Source organism: uncultured Draconibacterium sp., assembly GCF_913060805.1.
Taxonomy (GTDB): domain Bacteria; phylum Bacteroidota; class Bacteroidia; order Bacteroidales; family Prolixibacteraceae; genus Draconibacterium.
On record NZ_CAJXTC010000021.1, the window covers coordinates 16,345 to 42,013 of the forward strand.

At 42.9% G+C, this 25,669-nt stretch carries 21 protein-coding genes; 12 read left to right on the forward strand and 9 right to left on the reverse strand.

Annotated elements, in window-relative coordinates:
• Positions 1-9 precede the first annotated feature (9 nt).
• The 3 genes from QZ576_RS13635 (at position 10) to QZ576_RS13645 (ending at position 4,082) form a co-directional block, all read left to right on the forward strand.
• Positions 10-1,641, forward strand: coding sequence for a glycoside hydrolase family 9 protein (locus QZ576_RS13635; protein ID WP_297098084.1), 1,632 nt, complete (start codon positions 10-12; stop codon positions 1,639-1,641).
• 220 nt (positions 1,642-1,861) lie between these two features.
• Entirely contained in the window at positions 1,862-3,331 is a 1,470-nt protein-coding gene (locus QZ576_RS13640; protein ID WP_297098087.1) for an aldo/keto reductase, read from the forward strand.
• Between the two features lie 85 nt (positions 3,332-3,416).
• Positions 3,417-4,082: an inorganic pyrophosphatase gene (locus QZ576_RS13645; protein ID WP_297098089.1), complete on the forward strand. Its 666-nt coding sequence runs from the start codon at positions 3,417-3,419 to the stop codon at positions 4,080-4,082.
• A 42-nt stretch (positions 4,083-4,124) separates the two neighbouring features.
• Here QZ576_RS13645 and QZ576_RS13650 read toward each other — a convergent pair whose 3' ends face one another.
• From QZ576_RS13650 to ald, 5 genes are all read right to left on the reverse strand, one after another.
• Positions 4,125-5,864 (reverse strand): M14 family zinc carboxypeptidase, encoded by a 1,740-nt coding sequence (locus QZ576_RS13650; protein WP_297098091.1) that lies wholly within the window; start codon positions 5,862-5,864, stop codon positions 4,125-4,127.
• A gap of 42 nt (positions 5,865-5,906) precedes the next feature.
• Positions 5,907-6,410 (reverse strand): dihydrofolate reductase, encoded by a 504-nt coding sequence (locus QZ576_RS13655; RefSeq protein ID WP_297098093.1) that lies wholly within the window; start codon positions 6,408-6,410, stop codon positions 5,907-5,909.
• Between the two features lie 12 nt (positions 6,411-6,422).
• The gene (locus QZ576_RS13660; protein WP_297098095.1) at positions 6,423-7,217 is read right to left on the reverse strand and encodes a thymidylate synthase; all 795 of its coding nucleotides are present in this window, start codon (positions 7,215-7,217) and stop codon (positions 6,423-6,425) included.
• Positions 7,218-7,363: 146 nt separating this feature from the next.
• Complete coding sequence (locus QZ576_RS13665) at positions 7,364-8,167, reverse strand: ion transporter (RefSeq protein WP_297098096.1); 804 nt, start codon at positions 8,165-8,167, stop codon at positions 7,364-7,366.
• A gap of 273 nt (positions 8,168-8,440) precedes the next feature.
• The gene (gene ald / locus QZ576_RS13670; RefSeq protein WP_297098098.1) at positions 8,441-9,553 is read right to left on the reverse strand and encodes an alanine dehydrogenase; all 1,113 of its coding nucleotides are present in this window, start codon (positions 9,551-9,553) and stop codon (positions 8,441-8,443) included.
• A 235-nt stretch (positions 9,554-9,788) separates the two neighbouring features.
• On the opposite strand from ald, the gene QZ576_RS13675 reads away from it, so the two are divergent.
• Positions 9,789-10,991: a pyridoxal phosphate-dependent aminotransferase gene (locus QZ576_RS13675; RefSeq protein ID WP_297098099.1), complete on the forward strand. Its 1,203-nt coding sequence runs from the start codon at positions 9,789-9,791 to the stop codon at positions 10,989-10,991.
• 79 nt (positions 10,992-11,070) lie between these two features.
• Here QZ576_RS13675 and QZ576_RS13680 read toward each other — a convergent pair whose 3' ends face one another.
• Positions 11,071-12,300, reverse strand: a complete 1,230-nt coding sequence (locus QZ576_RS13680) for an LL-diaminopimelate aminotransferase (RefSeq protein ID WP_297098101.1) — start codon at positions 12,298-12,300, stop codon at positions 11,071-11,073.
• A gap of 379 nt (positions 12,301-12,679) precedes the next feature.
• On the opposite strand from QZ576_RS13680, the gene dapF reads away from it, so the two are divergent.
• Both dapF and QZ576_RS13690 read left to right on the forward strand, forming a co-directional pair.
• On the forward strand, positions 12,680-13,543 hold the full coding sequence (gene dapF / locus QZ576_RS13685) for a diaminopimelate epimerase (RefSeq protein WP_297098103.1): 864 nt from the start codon (positions 12,680-12,682) through the stop codon (positions 13,541-13,543).
• Positions 13,540-14,310 carry a polysaccharide deacetylase family protein gene (locus QZ576_RS13690; protein WP_297098105.1) on the forward strand — a complete coding sequence of 257 codons (771 nt, stop codon included), beginning with the start codon at positions 13,540-13,542 and terminating at the stop codon, positions 14,308-14,310. The genes dapF and QZ576_RS13690 overlap by 4 nt, the downstream gene beginning before the upstream one ends.
• Here the strand turns inward: QZ576_RS13690 and QZ576_RS13695 are convergent, their stop codons facing one another.
• Positions 14,311-16,494 (reverse strand): hypothetical protein, encoded by a 2,184-nt coding sequence (locus QZ576_RS13695; RefSeq protein ID WP_297098107.1) that lies wholly within the window; start codon positions 16,492-16,494, stop codon positions 14,311-14,313. It lies immediately after the preceding gene.
• A gap of 232 nt (positions 16,495-16,726) precedes the next feature.
• Here QZ576_RS13695 and era point away from each other — a divergent pair, with 232 nt between their 5' ends.
• Both era and der read left to right on the forward strand, forming a co-directional pair.
• Complete coding sequence (gene era, locus QZ576_RS13700) at positions 16,727-17,611, forward strand: GTPase Era (RefSeq protein ID WP_297098109.1); 885 nt, start codon at positions 16,727-16,729, stop codon at positions 17,609-17,611.
• A gap of 129 nt (positions 17,612-17,740) precedes the next feature.
• Positions 17,741-19,051 carry a ribosome biogenesis GTPase Der gene (gene der, locus QZ576_RS13705; protein ID WP_297098111.1) on the forward strand — a complete coding sequence of 437 codons (1,311 nt, stop codon included), beginning with the start codon at positions 17,741-17,743 and terminating at the stop codon, positions 19,049-19,051.
• Between the two features lie 68 nt (positions 19,052-19,119).
• On the opposite strand, the gene QZ576_RS13710 is transcribed toward der, so the two are convergent.
• Positions 19,120-20,205 carry a carboxypeptidase-like regulatory domain-containing protein gene (locus QZ576_RS13710; protein ID WP_297098113.1) on the reverse strand — a complete coding sequence of 362 codons (1,086 nt, stop codon included), beginning with the start codon at positions 20,203-20,205 and terminating at the stop codon, positions 19,120-19,122.
• Positions 20,206-20,275: 70 nt separating this feature from the next.
• Positions 20,276-21,355 (reverse strand): carboxypeptidase-like regulatory domain-containing protein, encoded by a 1,080-nt coding sequence (locus tag QZ576_RS13715; protein ID WP_297098114.1) that lies wholly within the window; start codon positions 21,353-21,355, stop codon positions 20,276-20,278.
• A 164-nt stretch (positions 21,356-21,519) separates the two neighbouring features.
• Between QZ576_RS13715 and corA the strand changes: the two genes are divergently transcribed.
• The 4 genes from corA to QZ576_RS13735 all read left to right on the forward strand — a co-directional run bounded on the left by corA (position 21,520) and on the right by QZ576_RS13735 (position 25,662).
• Positions 21,520-22,584, forward strand: a complete 1,065-nt coding sequence (gene corA, locus QZ576_RS13720) for a magnesium/cobalt transporter CorA (protein ID WP_297098116.1) — start codon at positions 21,520-21,522, stop codon at positions 22,582-22,584.
• Between the two features lie 18 nt (positions 22,585-22,602).
• Positions 22,603-24,126: a bifunctional GNAT family N-acetyltransferase/carbon-nitrogen hydrolase family protein gene (locus QZ576_RS13725; RefSeq protein WP_297098117.1), complete on the forward strand. Its 1,524-nt coding sequence runs from the start codon at positions 22,603-22,605 to the stop codon at positions 24,124-24,126.
• Between the two features lie 68 nt (positions 24,127-24,194).
• Positions 24,195-24,503, forward strand: a complete 309-nt coding sequence (locus QZ576_RS13730; protein WP_297098119.1) for a putative quinol monooxygenase — start codon at positions 24,195-24,197, stop codon at positions 24,501-24,503.
• A 10-nt stretch (positions 24,504-24,513) separates the two neighbouring features.
• A complete protein-coding gene (locus QZ576_RS13735) occupies positions 24,514-25,662 on the forward strand; it encodes an iron-containing alcohol dehydrogenase (protein WP_297098120.1) in 1,149 nt (382 codons plus the stop codon).
• The last annotated feature ends 7 nt before the right edge of the window (positions 25,663-25,669 follow it).

Here is a 25,669-nt window from a genome sequence, read left to right on the forward strand (position 1 = left end):
AACCACAAAATGAAGAAGCCTGTTCTTTTGGTGCTCTTTTGCCTGAGCATTATTCCAACACTGTTCGCACAAAACATTCATTTAAACTCGCTGGGTTTTCTAACTGATGGCCCTAAAACGGCTGTTATTTCGCAATCCTGCACTGCGTTTAAAGTTATTTCTGTTTCTACCGGAGACATTGTTTTTGAAGGAGAAACTACCGGGCCAAGCTATCAGAAAGATGTAGATCAGGAAGTCTGGAAAGTTGATTTTTCAGCCGTTCAAAAATCGGGTAGTTATTACCTGGAGGTACCCGGAGTTGGGCGATCGGATGAATTTTCAATAGCAAACGATGCATTCAATTTTGCAGCAGTAACAAGTATGCGCGCTTTTTATTTATGGCGCTGCGGAATGGCCGTTGATGGCGAGTTCGCCGGCAATCATTATCATCAGGATGTTTGTCACCTGGATGATGCCTTTGAAGACTATATTGGAGAAAAAGGTTCGAAACGCGACGGAACAGGAGGTTGGCACGATGCCGGTGACCACGGAAAATATGTGGTAAATGCAGGGATCTCAATGGGAGTTTTGTTTTATGCGTGGGAACATTTTCAACCTCAGCTGGAAAAAATGGATTTGGATATTCCCGAAACAGCACCCGGGTTTCCCGATTTTCTGCAAGAGCTAAAATGGGAAACCGACTGGATTTTAAAAATGCAGTATCCTGATGGTTCGGGCAGGGTTTCACATAAACTTACACGCACCAATTTTTCAGGTTTTATAATGGCCAGCGATGATGATGCCAAGCGCTATTTTACGGAATGGAGTTCGGCGGCAACTGCCGATTTTGTGGGAATAATGGCTATGGCAGCCCGCTACTTTAAACCCTACGATGCGGTGTATGCACAAAAATGTTTGGATGCTGCCTGGGTGAGTTATCGTTTTCTGCAGGAAAGCCCGGAGTATAAACGTTTTGAGCAAGGTGATTTTGAAACCGGTGGTTACCAGTCGAAAGATGAGGATGATCGTTTGTGGGCAGCTGCCGAACTTTGGGCAACTACCGGCGATGAAGCTTGTCTTAAAGACTTTGAAAAACGTGCAGCCGCCATCGATTATGAAATAAAAGAAGACTGGGACTGGCAAAATGTATCGAACCTGGCGATGTATTCGTACGCACTTTCTTCGCGAGAGGGGAAAAATTCGGAGGTGGAAAAAAACATCAGAAAGAATATTGTTGCCAATGCTGATGCCATTGTTGAAAAAGGGAAAACGGATGTGTATTCGCGTGCGCTTGGTGGACGATATTACTGGGGATGCAACGGAACTGTTGCCCGCCAAACGTTAAACTTACAGGTGGCGAATCTGATTCAGCCAAACCCAAAATATAAACAAGCGGCCATTGGTATTGTCGATCATATTTTCGGGAAGAATTACTATAATCGATCGTACGTTACCGGTTTGGGAATCAATCCGCCGATGCATCCGCACGACCGCCGCTCAGGAGCCGATAATATTGAGGCGCCCTGGCCGGGATATCTCGTTGGCGGCGGCCACTCGGCAACCGATTGGGAGGATAAAGAAGCTTCGTACAGCAAAAACGAAATTGCAATTAACTGGCAGGCTGCATTGGTTTATGCGCTTGCCGGATTTGTGAGTTATTAGTGTCGTTCTGTTTTATGCTAACGTAGTTTTGGACCTGGATACAAATGTTAAGTCGGCTGTATAACTTTGACACGTCATGCTGAATTTATTTCAGCATCTTTTAAATAATATAGATTCCGAAACAAGTTCGGAATGACGTACCCGAAACTTAAGAATTGACTTAACGCTAGGTAGTTCAATTGATTTCCATTAATTTTATAGAAATCAAAATCAACTTGTCATGACTAAATCAAAAAAGTATCCAGTTTCCCGAAGAGATTTTATCAAAGTTTCGGCAGCAACAACCGCTGCGGTTTCTGCAATGTCGCTTGGCGCTTGCAATACCGAAAAATTACCGGAGCCAATGAAACGCCCTTTTGGCAAACTTGGCTTTGATGTAACCACACTTGGTCTTGGAGGGCAGGCCTCGATTCAATGGACTCCCGACGATGTTGAGCCTGAAAAAATTATCCTTAAAGCATTTGATTTGGGCGTTAACTATTTCGATACGTCAAACCTCTATGCAGATAGCCAACTCAATTACCATAAAGCTTTTAAACACCTGAACCTGATTCCCGGGGCAGATGGTTACAACGAAGCGCTGCGAAAGTCAATCTGGCTGACAAGTAAAACAGCTATGCGCTGGGGAAAACCGGGCTGGTCCGAGCGGGAAGGAGTTAACAACTGGTCGAACGGAGAAAATGTAAAGTGTGCGGTTGACGATGTAAAACGATCGTTAACGCAGTTGTTTGGCGATGGAGAAGGTTATTACCCGGATGGCGCTTATCTCGATATGGTTTTGTGCCACACTTTAAATAATGCCGCTGAAGTTGATGTGCTTTACGAAGGGCTGGAAACACCGCTCGATCCGGATGGAAATTTTGGGGCGCTTGTGGCACTTCGCGATTTACGCGACGGCACCAACCTGACAGGAATGAATCCGAAAAATGAAAAGCTGATCAAACATATAGGATTTTCCGGTCATGCTCATCCGCCGGCGATGATGGATATGATTCAGCGCGATGAATACGGCATTTTGGATGGAATGCTGGTATCGATAAATGCCAACGACAAAACCAAAATGAACATGCAGAATAACGTCATCCCGATTGCCGAAGCCAAAGGAATGGGAATAATCGGTATGAAAGTTTTTGCCGATGCTGCCATGTACCATAAAGAACCGCGCTGGTCGCAAACGCCTGCCGATGTTTTCCGTAAAGTGGGTACCGACGAGTTGCCGAGCAAACCACTTATCGAATATTCGCTAACAACGCCTGGAGTGCATACCTTGATTATCGGAATCGGGCAAATCGACGATGATCCGATGAAATGCCAGCTGGTACAAAACTTTTATGCTTCGCAGATAGAACCTGATGGAATGAGCGCTGCAGAGCGAAAACGAATTGAAGAGCACGCCAAAAGCGTGAAACCCGGAAGTAATTATTTTCAGGTGATTGAGAAAGAGAAACTTTCTCCTCCGCGTGATGTAAAATTTATGGATGGTAAATTAACCTGGAACACCGCGCTGGCAGATGAGGAGCCAATATCGCATTATGAAGTTTTACAGAATGGTGAGTTGTTGGGTAAGGTTGAGCACAAACCTCAGTTGTTAAAAAGCCAGCCGTTTAGTATTACACTTGATAAGCCGGACAATGTTACGCTGGTCACTGTTGATAAAGCTGGAAATAGAGCCGAAACAGTTGTGGCGTAACAAAAATTTAATGACCTTTGTGGCGATTAGTATGAACTAAAAGTCGTACTATTGGTTTGAAATAGTAAAACATAATTTAACTAAGATGGTAGACAGACTTTCCGATCCCATCGGACGATTGATGGGATTGCGTTATAAATCGCACCCCTGGCACGGCGTTTCAATTGGCCAAAATGCCCCCGAAGAATTAACCGCTTTTATCGAAGTGGTTTCAACTGATACGGTAAAATACGAAATTGACAAGGATAGTGGTTATCTGCGCGTTGACCGGCCACAAAAATTCTCAAATGTAGTTCCGGCTTTATACGGTTTTATTCCGCAAACTTTTTGCGGTACCAAAGTTGGCGAATACTGTTCGGAGAAAGTGAACCGAAAAGGAATAAAAGGAGATGGCGACCCGATTGATATTTGTGTGCTAACTGAAAAAGATCTGGCACATGGTGATTTGCTGGTAACTGCTCGTCCGATTGGTGGTTTCCGAATGATTGACGGCGACCAGGCTGATGATAAAATTATTGCAGTTTTGGATAACGACACAGTTTATGGTCATTTTACCGATGTGGCACAAGTACCTGAAATTGTAATCCAGCGTTTGGAGCATTATTTCCTTACGTACAAGGATATGCCGGGTGTTGATTCGAACACTGAAATTGCGGCAACTTACGGGCACGATGAAGCGCTCGAGGTGATCAAACTTTCGGTTGAAGATTACAACAACAAGTTTGCGAATTTAGGAAAACTGCTTTCATAATAAAAAAGGCTTGATTTATTAGAAATCAAGCCTTTTTTACTTTTAATAGATTTTTGCTACCGGGTAACGTTTGAAGGTTTTTTCGGCCCATTCGGTATTGTTATAAATGTAGCTTAATTGTGCTCGATGGTTCTTTGCAAATTCCGGATCAGCTTTGCGTTTTTCTTCCAGCTGCTTTTTGAATTCCGGATGCTCATTTAAATATTTTAGCGCGTTTTCTTCAAATCCATACGACGAGAAATATTCTCGCTGATCAAGAATTGAATCAAAAAAGTTCCAGCGGAAAAATGAGTCCATTGCTTTGGGCTCCAGCATTTCCAAAATATATTTCATTCTATTCTGGCGAACTGGAATCAGCAGGTCGCCGGCGTAATAGTTAATTTGCTGGACCTCGCTGCGGGTAGTCACTTCGTTATGGAAATAATGACCGTTAAAAGGATTTTTCGGACTCGAATATTCATCGATATAATCAACAGTCACTTCCATTATTGTATCATTTTTTAGCGGTGCCATTTCTATTCCGTTCAGCTGTAATCTTTCAATCACTTCGATCCAGCCTTGTGGAAGAACGTAGTACTCCGGAACGGTAATTTCTTCTACCGTGTTGTAGCTGTCGTAATAGCGAATTTCTTTCGAAAGTGGTTTCGAGCGGTCGTAGCCAAAGCGTGGCAGGCCGGTAACTTTATCAATAATTTCTTCGCTGGTTTCGTAACCGTCGAAAGTAAATGTGCTGTAACTACTGGTATCAACTTTATAGCTGATAGGATAAGTTTTCATTGCCAGCAATTCTTCCGTTCCTTGTTTGCGGCTTGAAATAATTTCTTCCGAATTTTCTGAGGTGAACTCGCTTAGTGCAACGATAAACTGGTAGCACGATTTTACGCGGTCGGCAAAGTCTTTATACACGTGATTTTCTGTCATCATTCCGTAACTGTTGAAAAGGCTCGCGTAACCCGACGAATACCTTGGCGAGTCTTGCCAAAGAAGGATTCCTGACAGCGGCTCGTAATTCAGCCAGTTAACGTATGGCGTGAGTTTGTATTCGCCTTCATCCATTTTCTCAAACATGTCGGGAATCATTTGGCTGCGTAGAAACTGCTCTTGTGCCGGTGGAAAATAATCAGGGAAAGGTGTGATCCAGGTGACGCTGTATTGGTGATCCGAGCCGTTGGTAGTGTGCGTATCCAGAAATACATCGGGATCCCACTGGTTGAAAATTTTATTGATCGACCGGGCATTCTCTGAATCGCATTTCGAGAAGTCGCGGTTCAGATCCAGGTTTTTTGCATTTCCACGAAAACCGGTTTCGTATGGTGTAGCCTGGTTGGCGCGGTTGTATTTCCCGCGGTTCAGATGTCCGGCAATATTGTACACCGGAATGATAACAATAACAGTATTGTCGAGCCACTTTTGCATCCCGTTTTTGTTACGGAGAATATCGTCGGCAAACTGCAGGCTGGCATCAATTCCCTCCGGTTCGCCCGGGTGAATACCGTTGTTAATGAGCAAAACTGATTTTCCCTGCGCTTTTATTGTTTCAGGATTGAACTCGGGCTCACTGTTTATAACGAAGGTGTGCAATGGTTTTCCAATGTCGGTAAAACCATTTTCAACGAATGTTGCATTTTCATACTTCGAATCGAGCAGTTGGAACATTTCAATTACTTCGTCGTAAGTGGGCGTGTAATTTTGCTCGTACCTCAGATTTATCAGTGGTTTTTGGGCAAACAAAAACAGGCTGACAGCGCATAGCGCCACAACCAAAGCAGTTTTTTTTCTCATGATGTTAAATTTGAGTAGCTCAATAAGCTACAAACGCAAAAATTATTTTCGTTCTAAATCAAGGTAAGAATAGTCAAATTTGTTCTTTTCGTCGTGCAGATCTTCGCGTTTTATTTCGTTCCACTCGGCATAATTAACCTCGGGGAAATATGTGTCGGCATCAAAAGATTGGTGTACCAGCGTAAGGTAAAGTTTGCCCGCCAGAGGGAAAAACTGTTTGTAAATCATTCCTCCGCCAATGATGAAAGCTTCCGTTTCATCTTTCACTTTTTCAATGGCTTCGTCGATGGAAAAAACCGTTTCACAACCGGGAAAAACATCGTCTTGTTTATCGGTAATTACAATGTGCCGGCGATTTGGCAACGGCCATTTTGGCAACGACAATAAAGTGTTACGCCCCATAATAATGGTGTGGCCGCTGGTAATTTCTTTAAAGCGTTTCAAATCGTTTGGTAAATGAAACAGCAGGTCGTTGTTTTTGCCAATGGCAAAGTTCTCGGCAATGGCAACGATTATCGAGATATTCTTTTGAATTTTATTTGTCATTTTAAATAGATTTTAAACGGCAACAGCTCCTTTAATATGTGGGTGCGACTGGTAACCAACCAGTTCAAAGTCTTCGAATTTAAAGTCGAAAATACTTTTTACATCCGGATTGATTTTCATTTCCGGCAGTTTGTAAGGCTCGCGTGTAAGTTGCAGTTTTACCTGCTCAACATGATTGGAATAAATGTGAACGTCGCCAAAAGTATGTACAAAATCGCCCGGTTCAAGATCACAAACCTGAGCCATCATCATCGTTAGTAATGCGTATGATGCAATGTTAAAAGGTACACCTAAAAATACATCGGCACTTCGTTGATACAACTGGCACGACAATTTCCCGTCGGCAACATAAAACTGGAAAAGAATGTGGCAGGGCGGCAAATTCATTTTGTCGAGCTCTCCAACATTCCAGGCGCTAACCAAATGGCGTCGCGAATCAGGATTATTTTTTATGGCATCAATTACCTGAGAGATTTGATCAACATGGCCGCCATCGGGTGTTGGCCAGCTTCGCCACTGGTAACCGTAAATGTGCCCGAGGTTGCCGTCGTCGTCGGCCCACTCGTTCCAAATGCGTACCCCGTTATCCTGCAAATATTTTATATTGGTGTCGCCTTTCAAAAACCAAAGTAGCTCGTAAATGATCGATTTCAGGTGCAGTTTTTTTGTTGTTACCATCGGAAAACCTTCGCTCAAATCAAAACGCATTTGGTGCCCAAAGCGACTGATTGTTCCTGTTCCCGTGCGGTCTTCTTTAACCGCTCCCTTTTCTAAAATGGTTTCCAATAGATCTAAATACTGCCTCATTTTTCAAATATTTCTCACAAAAATAATCGTTCAGAAAGAACTGCTTCCGATTTCCGGAATTTAAATATTCACAATTGCAATGAGGTTGTTAACGGAACATGGTTAGTGATACCCTCACTCCGAGTGAGGGTATCACTATTTTTATGTCATGGATTGATTCGTGTACCGCATTTCTTACAAAAAACAGCATCGTCGTCGTGCGATGGATGCAGGCACTGTGGGCAAACCTGTGTATTTTTTTCAGTGGTGGGATTGATGATCTCGGCAGTAACAATACCCGTTGGAACGGCAATTATGGCGTAACCCATAATCATAACAACGCTGGCCAGAAATTGTCCCAGCGGTGTTCCCGGACTGATGTCGCCATAGCCAACGGTAGTAAGTGTTACGATTGCCCAATATATTCCTTTTGGAATGCTGGTAAATCCATGTTCAGGGCCTTCAACAAGGTACATTACAGTTCCGATAATAATAACCAGCATGGATACAAAAAAGATGAAAACACTTATTTTTTCGCGACTGTGCCAAAGGGCTTTTGCCAGCGAACGGCCTGCCTCGGTGTAACGTGTAAGTTTTAAAATCCTGAAAACACGAAGTAATCGGAGTATTCGAATCACCACCAAACTGTGCGACCCAACAACGACCAGTCCAATGTAGGTAGGTAAAACCGATAATAGGTCGATAATGCCATAGAAACTAAAAATGTAACGCAATGGTTTTTTTACAATGGCAACACGCAGAATGTATTCGATGGAGAAAATAATGGTAATACACCATTCCAAAATACGCAATAATTGCTGATGATTATTGCGGATGGCAGGAACACTTTCCAGCAGCACCAGTGCAACGCTGACAATAATGATGAACAGGAGTGCCACGTCGAAAAGTTTGCCGCCCGGCGTGTCGGCCTCAAAAATAATCTCGTAAATTTTCTCTTTGGTTTTGTCCATGTTCAGCAATATTCTGCATTAAATATACAAATATGCTATAAATGCGAATCCCGGGTTGAATTATAATTTGGATAAAAATCCTTGATTTTACCTCAACTCCTGAAGGATGATCAAGGATTTTCTCGCTTTCTTCCTTCAGGATAGAGGTTAAAAAGGGAGAAAATCATATTGTCTCCGAGAAATTTTCAACCCTTGATTTGTATCGAGTGTAAAATAAAAAAGCCCTTCCCAAATAAAAGGGAAAGGCTTTTTGAAATTATTCTGTATTGGTTTTTAGAGAACAGTTTCAACACTTTCGAACGGCAGATCGAAAGCTTCAGCAACACCTTTGTAAACCACTTTTCCGTCAACAACATTAAGCCCTTTGCGTAATGGCTCGTTGTCGATACATGCTTGCTTCCATCCTTTGCCTGCAATCTCGATAGCATAAGGAAGAGTAGCGTTAGTTAACGCAATTGTTGAAGTACGTGGAACAGCACCCGGCATGTTGGCAACACAGTAATGCAATACATCGTCGATAACGAAAGTAGGATCGGCGTGTGTTGTTGCTTTAGTTGTCTCGAAACAACCGCCCTGGTCAACAGCAACGTCAACCAAAACAGTACCCGGTTTCATTGTGCTCAGCATATCGCGGGTAACCAAATGTGGCGCTTTTGCACCAGGAATAAGAACAGCACCGATAATAACGTCGTGCGATTTAACCATTTCGCGAATGTTGTATTCGTTGCTCATCATGGTTTTTACGTTGGCCGGCATAATATCGTCGAGGTAACGCAGGCGTTTCAACGATACATCCATAATCGTAACATCGGCACCCAGTCCTGCAGCCATTTTTGCTGATTCGGTACCAACAATACCACCACCAATTACCAAAACTTTGGCAGGAAGAACTCCGGCAACTCCACCAAGAAGTACACCGTAACCACCGTAAGTTTTTTCCAGGTATTTTGCACCTTCCTGAATTGACATACGACCGGCAACCTCGCTCATAGGAACAAGCAATGGAAGCGAACGATCGGGCAACTCAACAGTTTCGTAAGCCAAACAAATCGATTTGTTTGCAATCATGGCGTGAGTTAACGGCTCGCACGATGCAAAGTGGAAGTAAGTGTAAAGGATTTGTCCTTCTTTAATCAGCTTGTATTCCTCTTCGATCGGTTCTTTTACTTTGATGATCATTTCGGCAATGCCGTAAACATCTTCAATAGTTGGAAGCATTTTGGCTCCGGCTCCAATATAATCCTCATCCTGGAAACCGCTGCCCATACCACCGCCGGCCTGAACGTAAACGTCATGGCCGTGTTTAACCAACTCCGCAGCACCGGCAGGTGTTAGTGCAATACGGTTTTCGTTATTTTTAATTTCCTTTGGTACTCCAATTATCATTTTAGTAAATATTTGAGTTTTTTCTGAGTTCAAAAATAGACCACTATTTGTGACTAAAACATGATATATTCTCAGGATTTGCAACAATTTATTGTAAAAGTAACATGTATGACATCATATAATTATGATTTGCAAGTTAATTTTGCAATAAGATATTAATTTGTCTGAATTTTTAGATTATTGTTTTCAGATTGATAATCTTATCTTTGCCTGCCTGTAAAATATATTATATAACATGCCGACAGTATCAGACCGAGGAAGGATAATGCCTGATTCCCCAATCAGGAAATTAGCTCCGTTAGCTCATGAAGCTAAAGAGAAAGGGGTTAAAGTGTTCCATTTAAACATCGGACAGCCCGATTTGCCTACACCTCCTGAAGCACTGGCGGCCATCCGGTCGATCGACCGGGAAATTTTAGAATATACTCCGAGTGAAGGAATTTTATCGTTCCGTCAGAAACTGGCGAAATATTATCACAAATTTGATATTGATGTAACTGCCGATGATATCATTGTTACATCGGGAGGTAGCGAGGCGGTAACCTTTGCTTTTATGAGCTGTCTCGACCCGGGCGACGAAATTATTGTACCTGAACCGGCGTATGCCAACTACGAAGCTTTCGCAATTGTGGCCGGAGCTAAGATTAAATCGATTCCGGGCGACATTGAGGAAGGATTTGTATTACCTGATATCGAAGAATTCGAGAAGCTGATCACCCCAAAAACCAAGGGGATAATGATCTGCAACCCGAATAACCCAACCGGATATTTATATACGCAGCAGGAAATGAATGCCATTCGCGACCTGGTGAAAAAATACGACCTGTATTTGTTTTCCGATGAGGTTTACCGCGAGTTTTGTTACACTGGCGCTCCTTATATTTCTGCGTTTCACCTGGAAGGAATTGAGCAGAATGTTGTATTGGTCGACTCTGTATCGAAGCGTTACAGCGAATGTGGTTTGCGGATTGGTGCACTGATCACCAAAAATGCAGCCGTGAAGAAAAATGTGATGAAGTTTTGCCAGGCACGTTTGAGTCCGCCACTTATCGGGCAAATTGCTGCCGAAGCTTCGTTGGATGCCGATCCGGAATACATGCTGAATAATTACAACGAGTATGTTCAGCGACGAAAGTTTTTGATCGACGGGCTGAACCGAATTGATGGTGTGTATTCGCCAATTCCGATGGGAGCATTTTATACTGTGGCACGTTTACCGGTTGACAATGCTGATAAATTTTGTGCGTGGTTATTATCCGATTTTCAGTACGAAGGACAGACTGTGTTTCTGGCACCCGCTTCGGGCTTTTATACCGGCTCCGATAAAGGGCAGGATGAAGTACGAATTGCTTATGTGCTGAACAAAAAAGATTTGGCCGTTTGTTTGAAGATTTTAACTGAGGCGCTAAAAGTTTATCCGGGAAGAAAATCGCGTTAAGATTAAGAATAGAAGAACGATTAAAGCATAAAAAAACCGGACTGGGAACAGTCCGGTTTTTTCTTTATATGATCTATTGTTACGCTAAGTTCTTAACACGTTCCATCGCTTCCAGCACATTTTCCCTGTCGGCAAAAGCTGAAAAACGGAAATAACCTTCACCTGCAGGACCAAAACCGGATCCCGGAGTTCCAACCAAATTTGCTTCGTTTAGTACTTTATCGAAAAAGTCCCACGATGTCATGTCGTTTTTGGTTTTCACCCAAACGTAAGGCGCATTTACACCACCGTAAACTTCGTAGCCAATTTCTGCCAGACTTTCACGCATAATTTTGGCATTCTCCAGGTAGTAAGCAATTACTTCTTCCACCTCTTTTTTACCTTCTTCGGTATAGATGGCAGCTGCTGCTTTCTGAACAGGGTAAGAAACGCCGTTGAATTTGGTCGATTGACGACGGTTCCATAATGTTTTTACCTGGTGCGCTTTTCCTTCTGAATCGTAAGCTACCAACTCGTTTGGAATAACGGTAATGGCGCAACGTGTTCCGGTAAAACCTGCTGTTTTTGAGAAACTGCGGAATTCGATGGCAACTTTTTTGGCACCTTCAATTTCGTAAATCGAACGTGGAATTCCATCTTCGGTGATAAAAGCTTCATAGGCCGCATCGTAAAGGATGATCGCATTTTTTTCGATAGCATAATCAACCCACTTTTTCAATTCTTCTTTTGAAGCTACTGTTCCTGTTGGATTGTTTGGGTAGCAAAGGAAAATCAGATCAGGAGTTTCCGTTGGAAGCTCAGGAATAAAGCCATTCTCTTTTGTACAAGGCATGTAAATTATTCCTTCGTAATGACCGTTTGCCTGGCATGTGCCTGTTTTTCCGCTCATTACCGTTGTGTCGGCATAAACCGGGTAAACCGGGTCGCAAATTGCAATTTTATTGTCGTTGCCAAAAATTTCCTGAATATTTCCGGTGTCGCATTTCGAGCCGTCAGAAACAAAAATCTCATCAGCAGAAATATCGATACCTTTTTCCTGGTACGAGTGTTTTGCAATGGCTTCGCGCAGGAAAGCGTATCCTTGTTCCGGTCCGTAACCTTTAAAAGTTTCGCCTTTGGCCATTTCGTCAACGCCTTCGTGAAAAGCTTTTACAACACTGGGAACCAATGGTTGGGTAACATCGCCGATACCCATTTTAATTACTTTTTTATCGGGATTGGCATCGATAAATTCGCTCACTCTACGTCCAATTTCCGGGAAAAGATACCCCGCCTGAAGTTTCAGGTAATTCTCGTTAATTTTTGCCATATCTGTCTATTTTATAATGTTTTCCAAATTGGAGCGTAAAGATAAAAAAAACTATCGGCAAGTATTTTTACGGCGAATTCGTTTGTGGTTATTTAGATTAATTTAATGCATGGTTGTTTTAAGGTGACTTCGTAAAATTACGTGGCGTAAAATTACGAAATATGACTCCATACCGTTGGGCTGAATCTTGCCTTTTGTTTTTACTCCCGGCCACTAAAGGGGAGCAGGGCAAGTCCCCTTTAGGGGATTCAGGGGTAAATTGAAATACGAGTTTCGTTTCTAAACAGAGAGCTCAATTGTTTTGTATCGATGAAAAAAGTTTCGGATAATTCCAGAATTGCCTCGGGTTTGATACATTTGCCCAAACAATAACTCAATTATGCAAAACTTCTTTGTAAAGTCACACGGCCTGGGGAACGATTATATCGTTTTAAACCAGGATGAGATAACTTTTGAATTAACAGAAAAAGCTATAATTCGTATTTGCGATGTTCACTTTGGAATTGGCTCCGACGGTATTCTTTTAAAGGTGCCGAGCGAGAAAGCAGATTTTGGTTTGCGTATTCTGAATCCCGATGGTTCGGAAGCCGAAAAAAGCGGAAATGGCCTGCGGATTTTTGCCAAGTATTTGTACGATTATGGTTTTGCCCAATCAAAATCATTCAGCATAGAAACACCCGGCGGACTGGTGCGAGCTGAGGTAATTGAGGAGAAAAACAACAAAGCTTTTACCATAAAAGTGGACATGGGAAAAGCGATTTTCGAATCGAAAAAAATACCTGTTATTTGCGAAAAAGAGGAATGCATTGGTGAGACGCTGGAACTGGAATACCGCGGATACGAAATAAATTGTGTGTCGGTTGGCAATCCGCATTGTGTGGTTTTAAAAGATGAACTGGATGAAAAGGAAATAAAAACTTTCGGACCGCAGATTGAGACAAATCCGATGTTTCCGAACCGCATAAATGTACAGTTTGCAAAAGTGGTTTCGCCAAACGAAGTGGAAGTGATGATTTGGGAGCGCGGCGCCGGTTGGACACTGGCATCAGGAAGTTCGTCGTGTGCAGTGGCTTGCACGGTAGTAAAACGAGGATTGACAGAACGAAACCTCACCATAAAAATGCCGGGTGGAAATCTGGCCATTGAAATTGATGAAGACTGGGAAATCCGAATGACCGGCGAAGTTCGCGAAATTGGATCAGGAACATTGGGTGCTGAATTAATAGAAGATTTGGAACTATGAGAACACTTTTGATAGTATTGCTGACTGTTTTTGCACTCAGCTCAAGCGCACAGTTTAAATGGCCAAACGGTGCTAAAGCGGCTGTCGTTTTTACCTACGACGATGGATTGGATTGCCATTTGGATGTTGCCGTGCCGCAATTGGACGAGTTCGGTTTAAAAGGAACGTTTTTCTGCACCGGCAATTCTCCAAGTTTATATAACCGAACCGAAGAGTGGCGTGCCATTACAAAACGAGGCCACGAGTTGGGAAACCACACCTTGTTTCACCCCTGCGACGGAACCGGGCAGGATTGGGTAAAACCCGAGTACGATCTGAGAACATACACGCCCGACCAAATTGTTGCCGAGTTAAAAACTGCCAACACTTTATTAAAAGCAATCGATGGAAATACTGATCGATCATACGGCTACACCTGTAGTCATTTTGTGGCCAACGGAGTGGATTTTACCGATTCAGTAAAAAATATATTTGTAGCTGCGCGTTGCGATGGCTCAATCCCGGAGACGATGGATGGATATAAAACTTGGAAAACACCAAGTTTTATGTCAGTTGATCCGCAGGTTGACGACCTGATTGCAAAAATTGAGGAAGCCAAAGCGAATGGAACAATTGTGGTATTTATGTTTCACAGTGTGGGCGGTGGTTATTTAAATACCGCAGCAGATGTACACAAACAACTGCTGCAGTATGTAAGCGAAAACAGCGATGATCTTTACAGCGACTCTTTTATAAACGTAATGAAGTACGTGAAAGAAAATCAGTGATTAAATTTCCAGATTCGAAATTTCTTCGGTTACCTGGTAGTCGTATTCCGGGTATTCGTACATGGCCATCCGTGGTTCGGTGTGCCCAATGGTGTAGCCGTAAACGCCGTCGTAATCTTCGCGGTTTTCACCCATTTCTTCCAGCTGTTCCAGGTATTCGTCGAGCGATTTTGATTCGATGACAATTACTTTTCCCATTTTATGAATAATCGGACTGTGGACGCGCGTAGGGTCGTGGTCGAATTCCAAAATTCGTCGGCCATAGCGTGTAATTCCTATGGTCCTGAAAGTCATACTTTTTCCCACTCCCGGCAAATTCAGGATGCTTCGGTCGGTAGATAAAAAAGGCAGTTGCGTTTCTCTGTGCAGGAATTTGATATTCTCTACAATTTTTGAAGGATGAACCAAAAGATGTTGCGCAAAATCCATGTCTTTCTCAGGTATCGTCCCAAAGATCTTTTCTTCCATTCGTTCCTGCATCAGGCGCGAATTCGGAGTAAAGTTGCTTTTGTTTTCTTTAAACCCTTTTACGGTAAACGTGTAATACGAAAGCACTCCGATTTCATTCAGAACCTGGCGGAGTTTTACGCTGTGTCCGCGTCGTGAAGCTGCGGTGGTAAAAACTTCCTGGTTGGTAACTGCCCATCCCGATTCAAGTAGTATCTGAACGGCCTGTTTTGATTCTGAGGTTATTTCCATTGGCGACTGGAAGTGCGCCTGAATAACAAACTGTTTTATGCCTGCCGTTTTTGCTTTCTTTTTAAATGTAGAAAGAACTTTGCAAAGATCGGGAGTTATACGTTGTGGCAAATAAGCCGGCAACCGCGTTCCTATTCTGATTCGTACAATTTCTGCATATTTTTTTCCTTCTGCACGCGATTTATTGTCCTCGATTTTTGCCAAAGCCATGTTGTAAACGGCGTCGAGAATTTGTTTCAGGTTTTTATCGCTGCTCATTAAAGCGTCGCCTCCGGTTATCAGAATGTCGCGAAGTTGGGCGTCGTTTCTAAAATAATCGAGTAATTCGGGCAGGCGCTCTTTCCACGATTTTTCAGGTTTCAACTTGTCGAGATTAAAATTGTAACGCCCGCTCTGAAAATCATACATCCGTTGGCAGCTGGCACATAAACCACCACAGGCACGGCCAACCGTATCGGGAATAAAAATGGCAACTTTTGGGTAGCGCCGGTGAATATTGTGCGACGGCAGAAGCCAGCCCGCAGCATTTGGCTCGCCGGGTTTTACTTTGTCTTCCTTCTCCCAAGCAACAATTTTTCCAAACTCCTCAACCAGTTGTTTACTGTAAATCACATAACAGCGCATGGCCATGTCGGCACCAACAACATAATCTGGTATGTATGAATTTAACAGCGACAAATAATACGGATTTACAAAAAACGGAATGCCTTTTCTCCGGGCTTTTTTCAGCACTTTCATCGTTTCTTCGGTAAGCGTGTAGTCGAGCATTTCGTTTAGCAATTCCGGAGAACGAATGGCAAAACGCAGATGAAAATTACTATCCAGCCACCATTCATTCATCAGCTTTTCTTTTTCGGCAAAACTTAAACCCGATTCGAACGAATATCTTTTGCTTGAAATGTCGCCATTGTCGATTTTTTCGATCAAAATCCGGATGATCCGCTTTTTGTTTTCTTGCCGCAAATCTTCCACCACCGGATTAAGTCCCGAAGGATATTTTTGCATCCAATTTTCTACATGGTTTTTAGTTGGGTGTGTTCGAATTTGTGTATCATTTAACTGCCGAAACAGTTGCAGCATGTCTTCGAAAAAAGCCGGTTCTGCTCCGCTGATTCCTTTATGCGTTGCCAGCCAAAGCACTTTAAACGGATTTGTTTGTGCCAATTGCCCGCCAATATTCTGGTCGGGAAATTCTTTGCCGGCATTGTCGATATAATCCAGAATACGAATAGCCGCCAGATCTTGCCAGGAGAGTTTTTCCGCCAGTTCTTCATCAGCCGATGTACCCCGGTAATAACTTTCGGCAGCCGGATTGCGTTTTAAAATGGGCAAAACCCAGTTGCGCAAAGCTTCGTGAATTTCAACTACGTTGTTTGCATTTCGGACAATTTTTTCGAGCACCGGATTTTCGGCCAATAATTTTTGAAGAATTTTTCGTGCGCGTACGGAGATTCCAACCTTGTCCCAAAAAGCAATTGAATCCATGGCGTAAGTTTTTTTAGTAAAGTTGTCGGATCATTTAAGTTACGAAAAATCGGCCTGAAATCAAAGGAAAGGCGATTATGAATACGAATGCCTGTGTGAAACTTTTGCCTTGAAAATCAAAATATTATGCCGTTGTGAGCGCAATTTGTTGAATTCGATTATCTTTGTGCCGATTTTTTAGAAAATAACAGAGAATTCCCGCAAGGGAAGGAACACCTAATAGTTTGAAATAATGGCACATAAAGCAGGATTTGTGAACATTGTTGGCAACCCGAATGTGGGTAAATCAACAATTATGAATGCACTGGTAGGCGAAAAACTGTCTATCATCACCCAAAAGATGCAAACCACGCGCCACCGCATTAAAGGCATAGTAAGTGGCGAAGATTTCCAGATTGTTTATTCCGATACTCCCGGTATTCTGAAGCCCAGTTATAAACTTCAGGAATCGATGATGAAGTTTGTTGATACAGCTTTGATCGATGCCGACGTGATTCTTTTTGTTACCGATGTTAAAGAAAAGGTGGACAAAAATCCGGTGTACATCGAGAAAGTACGTAAGTCGAACATGCCGGTTATCGTGTTGCTGAATAAGATCGATCTGTCGAACCAGGAAGAAGTATTAAAACTTTACGATCACTGGTCGAACACTTTTCCGGGAGCGGATGTTTTCCCGATTTCGGCGCTGGAAAAATTCAATATCGAACCTATTTTCGATCGTATTTTGGATCACTTGCCCGAAGGTCCGGCCTTTTTCTCGAAAGACCAATTAACCGACCGTAACGAGCGCTTTTTTATGCAGGAAATTATTCGCGAGAAAATTCTTTTGCATTATCAAAAAGAAATTCCATACTCGGTTGAAGTGGAAGTTGAAGAGTTTAAAGAAGAGGAGAAAATTATCAATATCCGTACGGTAATTTATGTTTCGCGCGATAGCCAGAAGGGAATTATCATCGGTCATCAGGGAAAAAGTATAAAACGTGTGGGAACAGAAGCACGTGCTGATGCAGAAGAATTTTTCGACAAGAAAATTTTCCTCGAATTGTATGTGAAGGTAGCCAAAGACTGGCGCGAAAAAGACGGTCAGTTGAAACAATTTGGATACGATAAATTTTAAAAAGTCAGAAGACGGAAGACCGGAGTAGGATGTATTTTAAAAAGCTATCCTTAGCCCCGACTTTCAAGTCGGGGAGAAATTGAAGCCTCCGGTTAAAATGGGCTTTAGCCCTTAAAAAGATTAGAAAAAATGAGCAGCAGAATAGTAGCTATAGTAGGACGCCCGAATGTTGGGAAATCAACACTGTTTAACCGTTTGATAGAACAGCGAAAAGCCATTGTTGACGAAACGGCAGGGGTTACCCGCGACCGTAATTACGGAAAAGGTGAGTGGATTGGCGTTGAATATTCGGTGATTGACACCGGAGGTTATGTGGTTAACTCGGAGGATGTTTTTGAAGCCGAGATCAACAAACAAGTGCATTTGGCCATTGATGAGGCTGATGTAATTATGTTCGTGGTTGACGTGGAAGCCGGAATTACCGATCTGGATGATGCCATTGCGAATATTTTACGTCGCAGCAAAAAGGAGATCGTTCTGGTTGTAAACAAAGTTGATAACCACAATAGAATTCTGGACGCACAGGAATTTTACGGATTGGGATTGGGCGAAATTTATTGTGTTTCGTCGATGACCGGAAGTGGAACCGGCGATATGCTGGACGCCCTGGTTGCCAAATTCCCGAATCGTGATTCGTTGGAAGAAGAGCACGAATTGCCTCACCTATCGGTTGTGGGACGCCCAAATGTGGGTAAATCGTCGTTTATTAATGCTTTAATTGGCGAAGACCGCAACATTGTTACCGATGTTGCCGGAACAACACGCGATTCCATTCATACCCGATACAATAAGTTTGGCCACGATTTTATGATCGTTGACACTGCCGGACTCCGCAAAAAAGGTAAAGTAAGCGAAGACCTTGAGTTTTACTCGGTTTTGCGTTCGGTACGTACCATCGAAAATTCGGATGTTTGTTTGTTGCTGATCGATGCCACACGCGGCGTTGAAGCACAGGATATGAACATCCTGAACTTGATCATAAAAAACAAAAAGGGTGTAGTTATTTTGGTGAATAAGTGGGATTTGGTTGACAAAGATACCATGACCACCAAAAAAATGACGGAAGAAATTCACGACCGTTTGGCACCGTTTACCGATGTGCCGATCATCTTTATTTCGGCACTAACAAAACAACGTGTGCACAAAGCGTTGGAGGTTGCCATGGAGGTTCACGAAAACCGCAAGCAGCGTATTAAAACTTCGGAATTGAACCAGGTATTACTCGAAGCAATTGAAGAATACGGGCCTCCATCAGTAAAAGGTAAATACATAAAAATTAAGTATTGTACGCAGTTGCCATCGCCAACACCGGCGTTTGCATTATTTGCCAACTTGCCGCAATACATTAAAGAGCCGTATAAAAGGTATATCGAAAACCAGTTGCGCGATAACTTTAATCTTACCGGTGTACCGATTCAAATTTATTTCAGACAGAAATAAAGGGAGTCAGAAGTCGGGAGACCGAAGTCAGGAAATTCCATTTGAATTTATTTCAGGTGGAATTTTTTTTATCGTTTCGGTGGCGTATAATCTTCGGGTAGCGAGTTGGAAAAATTTGACACTTTCATAGCTCCGTCGATAACAAAATTAAGGTTCGGACTGGTGCCATTCGACCGAATAAGAAACGGAGCTTTTACAGGATAAAAGACTGAGTTTCGTTGAGAATATGTAAAGCGGTCATGTAAAAATTCTTCCGGAATAGGATAGTCATCTTCATCAAACCGGTAGTGAATTTCAAGCTTATCGGCTAGAATTATGTATTCTTTCGCCTGACTGCTTAATTCTTCATTTTCAATGAGGTAAAAGGCGGCTTTCTGTTCTTCCGGAAAAATCTTGATTTCATATCCTTGTTCTCCGGGATTATTGTCGAAAATCGATTTCAGAAAATGGCGGTACGAGCCATGATAACTAAGTCGGCGATTTTTTGCAAAATAGTCAGTTTTCGATGGTTGTTCCACTTCTAAAGGTTCGTAATAGTAATAACCTTTAAGCTGGATTACATCGCCTCCGTTTGGCGAATTTAACGCCAGTTGTTTCCCGTTTGGACCATCGCGCACAATTACCTTAAATTCATCGAGAATAACTTTTATGCGATAGCCGAGGTAGTTATTTTCTACCAGCAGTGGTTCGTTTGAAGTGGCTGAAAACTGCATTTTGTCGCGCTGAAAAACAAGCACACTGTCGTTGAGTACTTTGGTTTTTTCCGGCGACTCACCTAAAAAATGGTCGTAAAAATACCGCAGGTTTCTCCGGCGTTTGTCTTTTGCTGAAATGCTGACCTCATCAAGCGAAAAATTCGATGGAACAAGCTCAATATCCAGTTGTTGCTGGTTTTCGATGGCTTGAATATACGATTCGTAAGAAACATGATCCGCTACCAAGGTGCAAGGCATAAACGGAACTTTTATCGAGAAATTCCCCAGCGTGTCGGTAATTACACCCACTGTTGTTCCCGAAACAAAAACCTCGGCATGCCGAATCGGAAGGTTGGTTTCTGCATCCGTAATACGTCCGCTAATCGTCTGTTGCGAAAAAACGCTGGTCGTGAGGATGCAAAAGAACAGCAGCGAAAGAGAAAACTTGGCAGGTATCATAGGTTTTGTTTTTTCAAATTAAAACAAAATTTGTACCACTTAAAAACATAATATGTACACCCAAAAGCTTTTATCGTTCGGGCGGCGTATAATCTTCAGGTAACGAATTTACAATACTTTTAATGGTCATTAATCCTTCGATAATAAAAGGAAGTCTTGGACTTGTCCCGTTTTCCCGGATCAAAAACGATTCATTTGTTGAGTGAATCACCGATATTTTTTGCGAATACACCTTCCCTGACGAAAGCTCTTCCTCCGGAACCGGGAATCCTTTTTTATCAAAGCGATAGCACACTTTTAATGAATCGGCAGAAATAACATATTCTTTTGTGTGGTCGTCGTACTCTCCAATTTCGTAAAATGCAGTTTCGGATTCGGGGCTTAGAGTTTCAATTTTAAAACCTTGCATTTCAAGGTCGTTATCGTAAATCGATTTTAAAAAGTGGCGGCACGAGCCATAATAGGCGTCGTGCCGGTTAACGCGGTAATTCTCAGCTTTTTCGCTGGAATAATTTTCAAGCGGCTCGAAATAATAGTAGCCGGTAAATTCAGTAACTTCCCGGCCATTCATCGAATTTAATGGCAGTTGCTTTCCATTTGGACCATCAAACGCAATCACACTAAACTCTTCAAGGATAATTTTGATTTTATAACCCAGAATATGGTTTAGGACAATCAGTGGTTCGTTTGTTTTTGCCACAAATTTCATTTCATCGCGATTGAAAATAAGCACGCTGTCGTTCAGTATCTCTATTTTGTTGCGATCCTCCTCGATAAAATGCGAATAGAAAAAACGAAGGTTCTTTTTGCGTTTATTCCGGGCCGAAACATTTATCTCTCCGATAGTAATAGTTGCAGGATTCAATTTAAGATTCACGTTTTCTTCACCAGTAATTGGTACGACGGCTGATTCGTACGCTACATGGTCGGCAATTAGCACAAAAGGCCGCATCGGAGGCTGCAAACTAAATTTTCCCTGGCTGTCAGTGATACATCCTACTGTAGTTCCCGAAACAAAAACCTCGGCGTGCCGAATCGGAAGGTCGGTTTCTGCATCCGTTATTTGTCCGTTAATCGTCTGTTGCGCAAAAACACTTATCGAGAGGATGCAAAAGAACAGCAGCGAAAGAGAAAATCTGGCAGGTATCATAGCTTTTGTTTTTACAAATATGAGCAAAAATTGTTCCATATAAAAAACATAATATGTCCTCAGGAAGTTATGTGTGTAAGCGAATTTAATTTATTAAATTGGCTAAAATTCTTTGGGATTTGTTAGCTGTAAATATTTGAATCCCGAAGCATAAACTAAAAAGTATGGCACGTTTTTTAAAAGATCGTTCAAAAGCAACTGGAGCTGTTCCGGGTTCGCTGGTTTTAATCGGCCGGCAAAAAATGGAACAGTCGGAGATTCAGTTTATTACTTTCGATAAAGATGAATTGACGGAGGAAACGGTGGATTCGATTGAGATGGCACAGCAGAAATTTCGAGAGGGGAAAGTAAACTGGATAAATATTTACGGACTGCACGATTTAGAGATGATTAAAAAGCTTGGCGAAGAGTTTAAATTGCCGACACTTTTGCTCGAGGATATCCTGAATACCGACCAGTCGCCTAAATACGAGAATGGCGAGGATTACGATGCTTTTATTATGAAAATCCTGTATCAGGACAAGGAAGCTTACCGGATTCATGCCGAACAGGTTACGTTGATATTGGGTGAAAATTATGTGTTGACCTTGCAAGAGCAAAGAGCCCATATTTTTGAAGTGGTTCGCGAGCGGATTCGCAAAAGTAAAGGCCGGATTCGCATCAGTGGAAACGATTACCTGGCCTATGCTTTAATGGATGCGCTGGTTGATAATTATTCGATTCTGATTGAGAATATTGGCCGGCAGGTGGAAGATATTGAAGACCGGCTTTTTAAAACCATGGACTCGAAAATTGTGGAAGAGATCTATCGTTTTAAAACAGAGCTGAACTACATCCGCAAGGCAGTGCGCCCAATGCGGGAATTTATTGCAGCCCTGCTTCGTACGGAAGATTCGTTTTTTCAGAAAAAGAATTTCGCCTTTCTGAAAGACTTAAGCGACCTGGCCGTTCAGTGTGCCGAAGCGGTTGAAATGTACAATAGTATGACATCGGATCAGCTGAATATTTACAATTCGAACATGAGTAACCGGATGAACGAGGTGATGAAAACGCTTACCATTTTCGCATCAATATTTATTCCCCTAACTTTTGTTGCCGGCATTTACGGAATGAACTTTGAATATATTCCCGAGCTCAAATTCAAATATGGTTATTTGGTATTCTGGATTTTTATTTTAATTCTGGGAGGCGGATTGCTGATTTATTTTAAACGAAAAAAGTGGTTGTAAAATTTAACCAAAACAAATATGCAAGACATTGACAATATAGAACTGGAGTATTTAAAATTCGACGATTACCAGGAACTGAAACAGGCCATGATTGAGGTGTACTCGAGCATGCCCGATGCGTACTGGAAAGAACATCATATAAAATCGCTGATTAAACGTTTCCCTGAAGGGCAGGTGGTGCTGAAAGTAAACGGGCAGATTGCCGGTTGTGCGCTTGCCATTGTGGTTGATTACGATAAGTTTGAAGACAACCATACCTACAAAGAAATTACCGGGAATTATAAGTTTGACACGCACTCGCCTGATGGCGACATGTTGTACGGAATTGATGTATTTATTAAACCCGAATTTCGTGGATTGCGACTGGGGCGCCGCTTGTACGATTACCGCAAAGAGTTGTGCGAGCGACTCAATTTAAAAGGAATTGCCTTTGGCGGACGGATTCCCAATTACCACCTTTACCAGAATGAACTGTCGCCAAAAGAGTACATTCAGAAAGTACGTACAAAAGAGATTCACGATCCGGTGCTGAATTTCCAGATATCGAACGATTTTCACCCGGCAAAAATTATAAAAGGTTATTTGGAAGGCGACACCGACTCGAATGAATATGCGGTGCTGCTGGAGTGGGACAATATCTATTATGAAAAGCCGCGAAAAAAACCGGAGATCACAAAAACGGTGGTTCGTTTGGGATTGGTGCAGTGGCAAATGCGACCTTATAAAACGCTCGAAGACCTGATGTTGCAAGCCGAGTTTTTCGTTGATGCCGTTTCTGGTTACCGCTGCGATTTTGCCCTGTTTCCCGAGTTTTTTAATGCGCCGCTTATGGCCGAAAATAACCACTTAACCGAGCCCGAAGCCATTCGCGACCTAGCAAAACACACCGAAGCGATTACTTCAAAGTTTTCGGAGCTGGCAATTAGCTACAACATTAATATAATTACCGGTAGTATGCCCGAGTTGGTGGACGACACCTTGTATAACGTGGGCTACTTGTGCCGACGCGACGGAAGCACCGAGCGCTACGAAAAACTGCACGTTACACCCGACGAAGTGAAAGTTTGGGGGATGCAGGGAGGTCATGCCTTAAAAGCGCTGGACACCGATTGTGGTAAAATTGGTGTGTTGATTTGTTACGACTCGGAGTTTCCGGAACTAAGCCGTTTGCTGGCCGACGAAGGCGTGGATATTTTGTTCGTACCTTTTTTAACCGACACGCAAAACGGTTTTTCGCGGGTACGAAATTGCTCACAGGCACGCGCCATCGAAAACGAGTGTTATGTGGCCATTGCCGGTAGTGTGGGCAACTTGCCGAAAGTGCATAATATGGATATTCAGTATGCGCAGTCGATGGTGTTTACGCCTTGTGATTTTGCCTTCCCGGTAAATGGGGTAAAGGCCGAAGCCACGCCGAATACCGAAATGATTTTGATTGCCGATGTGGATATCGGTTTGTTGCGCGAACTGAATCAGTTTGGTAGCGTAAGAAACCTGAAAGACCGTCGTCAGGATTTATTCCAGCTGAAAAAGAAGATTTAGAACTCATTATGACATAAAAATTGGGAGAGGAAACTGCTGAGTTTTTGTTCCCGGCTAAATAAAAAACTATGTTTATCGTTCACGTTTTTGTTCACGTAAAGGAAGATTGTATCGATGCGTTTAAAGCGGCCACCATCGAGAATGCAAAAAACAGTATTAACGAACCGGGAATTGCCCGTTTTGATTTTGTAGAACAACAAGACGATCCTACACGTTTTGTATTAGTGGAGGTGTATCGCACGGCCGACGATCCGGCAAAACACAAGGAAACAGCGCACTACCAAAAGTGGCGCGACACCGTTGCCGATATGATGGCTGAACCTCGATCGGCACTAAAATTTTATAATGTACATCCCGACGAAGAAGGTTGGGATTAAGAAAGAATATATGACAGTTAATTTTTCATTTGCAACCGCGGGGCAAATAATTTTTGGAAATCATTCGTTGGAGAAAGTCCCCGATCTTGTTGCCGGTTTTGGGAAGAAAGTAGTTTTAGTAACGGGGAAAAGTTCGTCGCGGGCTGAAGAGTTGATGGCGAAATTCAGCCCGGGAACCGACACCGTAATTTTTAATGTGCCCGGCGAACCGACCACCGATTTAATTGAGGCCGGAGTACGACTGGCACGCGAGCATGCAAGTGATGTGGTTGTTGGCTTTGGCGGAGGAAGTGTTGTAGACAGTGCAAAAGCAATTGCTGCCATGGTAACCAATAAGGGCGAGTTGCTCGATTACCTGGAAGTGATTGGGCGCGGAAAACCGCTGACTGAAAAACCGTTGCCGTGTATTGCCATCCCGACAACGGCCGGGACCGGTGCCGAGGTAACCAAAAACTCGGTAATTAAATCGCCTGAAAATAACGTGAAAGTAAGTTTGCGAAGTAACCAGATGTACCCCGATGTTGCGGTGGTTGATCCGGTACTTACCTGGTCGATGCCACCGGCATTAACCGCCAGCACCGGCGTTGATGCATTAACCCATTTGCTCGAGACATTTGTGTCGAACCAGGCCAACCCCTTTATCGATATGGTTTGCCGCGAAGGTCTGACACGAATCTCAAGGTCCTTACGAAAAGCATACAAAGACGCCAGCGATAAACAGGCGCGCGAAGATATGGCCATGGCCAGCCTTTTGGGCGGAATGGCATTGGCCAACGTAAAGCTGGGAGCGGTGCATGGTTTTGCCGGACCGATGGGAGGGATGTTCCCTATTCCGCACGGTGCCGTTTGTGCTTGTCTGATGTCGGCAGTGATTGAAGAAAATATTGAGGCTGTGCGGGAAAGTAAACTCGATAGCTCGAAATTTGATGAGCTGGCAAAAATCCTTACCGGGAACGAAAAAGCCATGTCGAACGATGCAGCTATTTGGGCAGCCGAGTTGGTGGCTGATTTACAAATACCGCCACTGTCTGAATTTGGATTGACAAAAGACGATTTTCGTGTACTGGTTGAAAAAGCAAAAGTATCGAGCAGCATGAAAGGGAATCCGGTAGAACTGACAGATGAGCAGTTGTTTCGCATTTTGGAGCGGTCGTTGTAAATGACAA